Origin of the sequence: Candidatus Frankia nodulisporulans (genome assembly GCF_902806475.1) — a bacterium.
GTDB classification, from domain to species: domain Bacteria; phylum Actinomycetota; class Actinomycetes; order Frankiales; family Frankiaceae; genus Frankia; species Frankia umida.
In genome coordinates this window covers 1-2562 of record NZ_CADCWS010000397.1, presented here as the reverse complement: position 1 = coordinate 2562, position 2562 = coordinate 1, and the positions used below count along the sequence as shown (strand labels likewise).

Sequence of the window (2562 nt, the reverse complement as noted above, 5' to 3'; positions counted from 1 at the left end):
CTCGGGACTTCCTGAGAAGCCCGCCACTGCCGTCACCCGCCACCGACCGCCTCACCAGGCCGACTACCCGCAGGCCCGCCAGAAGCCCGTACGCATCCTCGAAGGAGGGGCCGTGACCTCACCACCACCAGCCACCATCCAGCCGATCCGCCCTCATAACCCCACCCTGACCCCGCCCGTCAACGGCGGACCGATGTGGGAACTCCCCGTCCCGCTCACCAGCCCCGCGCCACCCCCTCCGTTCCCGATCGAGGTGTTCCCCGACTGGCTCGCCGACATGGTCCGCGCCGTCGCCACCTTCACCCAGACCGACCCCGCCATGGCCGGCGCGGTCGCCCTCGCCGTCCTGTCCGCCTGCGCCGGTGGCCGGCTGCAGGTCGAACCCATCGCCGGCTGGCGGGAACCGGTCAACCTGTTCCTCGCCGCCGTCGCCGACCCCGGCGAACGCAAAAGCCCCGTCCACGGCACCCTCACCGCCCCCCTGCAAGCCGCAGAGAAAACCCTCACCGACCACATCGCCCCCCTGGCCAAGCAGAACGCCGCCCTGCGCGAAGTCGCGGCCCGCGAAGCCGAGCAGGCGAAGAACACCGTCGGTAGGGCAGCCGAAGACAAGCGGACAGCCGCCAGAGCCGAAGCGGTCGACGCGATCCTGGCCGCCGACGCCATCGACGTCCCCACGCTGCCCCGGCTGCTCTGCGACAACGTCACCCCCGAAGAACTCACCAGCCTCATGGCCGAACACGGCGGACGCATGGCCCTGATCTCCCCCGAAGGCGGCGTCTTCGACATCCTCGCCGGCCAGTACTCCAAAGCCCCCAACCTCGACCCCTACCTCAAAGGCCACCCCGGCGAGCCGATGCGCGTCGACCGCAAGGGCCGACCGCCGGAGTTCATCCCCGCACCCGCCCTCACCGTCGGCGTGATGATCCAACCCACCGTGCTCCGCAAGTTCGGCGCCGATGGTGACCTCGCCGGCCGGGGCCTGGTCGCCCGGTTCCTGTTCGTCATCCCCACCTCGCTCGGCGGCTGGCGCGACGTCCAAGCACCCCCCGTCCCCCCGCCCATCGCCGACCGCTACACCCGCACCATCCACACCCTCGCCACCACGTTCGCCACCTGGACCGACGACCCCGCCGTCATCACCCTCACTGGCGCCGCCGCCGCCCTGCGCATCGCCCACGCCGAACGCATCGAGGTCCAGCTACGGCCCGGCGGCCAGTTCCATGACATGCGCGAATGGGCCAACAAGCTCGCCGGCACCACCCTGCGCCTCGCCGGCCTGCTCCACCTCGCCCATCACCCCCACGACGGCTGGCACCGCCCCATCACCGCCGAGCAGATGGCCGCCGCCATCCACCTCGCCGACGTCCTCGCCGCCCACTGCACCGCCGCCCTACACACGATCACCGCCGACCCGGCCAGCGGACCCGCCGGTCGGACCCTGCGCTTCCTCATCAACAAGCAGATGACCGACTTCACCCGCAGGGACCTGCACCGAAGCCTCAGGCGCCAGCTTCCCAAGACCAGCGACGTCGCCGCCGTCCTCGACACCCTCGCCGCCCTCGGCTGGATCCGGCAACGTCCCGACGGCCGCCACGAACTCCACCCCCGCGCCCGGGAACTCGCCGACAGCGGTGACACGGTGACAAACGCCATCGACGACGCCTTCACCGCCGGCCAGAACACCGAACACCCTGGCAGCAGCCCCAACGAGCGCTGGTGACACCGGTGACAGCCACCCGGCGATCGGCTTCTGACTGTCACCGCTGTCACCGCCCTGTCACCACCCCTGGTGACGGGCTTGCACCCGCTCTGACCTGCGGAAACGCTCGCCGGAAGGCCGTTTGTCACCGTGTCACCGGGGTTCGGGGATTCCCCGGCGCGAGGCCGCCCGGCTGTCACCGCTGTCACCGCCGTGTCGCCGGGGTTCGCGGGCCACCGGACGACGTCAGTTCCTCAGCCCGACCGAAGCGGCCCCGGCGACAAGCCGCCAAGCACCCCGCCGGGGCCGCACTCCCTCCCAGAAGGAGCACCCCAAGGATGGCCACATCCACTCAGAAGCAAAACTCCGCCGGCAAGAAAGCCACGCAGTCGTCTTCATCGGCGCGCACTGGTCGTCGAGAGCTGCTTCCCCTCACCGTCGTCCTGGCCGAACTTGGAGACGAGCACGGGCCGCTCGCCCGGAGCACGTTCGACGACTGGCGGGCTCGTGGGGTCGCACCGAAGGTCATCAAGCTGCCGAACGGGCAGCTACGCATCGACCGCGTCGATCTGAATGCCTGGATCGACAGCCGGGTCCAGAGCCCCGCCGCATGACTACGACGCCGTCCGGCGCCGGTCGCCCCGACCAGGGCGGCCGGCCAACATCCTTTGATGTTCGCGTCTGGTCAGTCAAGAAGATCACCAATAAGAGCCGGAACACGACCCACCAGGTGCGCTGGAAGGTCGGTCCGAAGTCGCACAGCCGCAACTACGCCACAGCCCGTCTCGCTGACTCCCGGCGCGCCGAACTGCTTGCCGTCGCGAAGCGGGGAGAGGCGTTCGACATCGAAACCGGACTCC

Annotated in this window: 2 protein-coding genes and 1 pseudogene; all 3 read left to right on the top strand. The window is 70.3% G+C overall.

Going from position 1 to position 2562, the window contains the following annotated elements; genetic code table 11:
* Positions 1–1723 (top strand): YfjI family protein (locus G6R24_RS20165; protein ID WP_338084484.1); only part of this gene is annotated, 1723 nt, incomplete at its 5' end.
* A gap of 317 nt (positions 1724–2040) precedes the next feature.
* Entirely contained in the window at positions 2041–2316 is a 276-nt protein-coding gene (locus G6R24_RS20160) for a helix-turn-helix transcriptional regulator (RefSeq protein WP_217451641.1), read from the top strand.
* Positions 2313–2562: pseudogene (locus tag G6R24_RS23015) on the top strand (integrase); the annotation flags it as partial. The gene G6R24_RS20160 and the pseudogene G6R24_RS23015, both read left to right, overlap by 4 nt.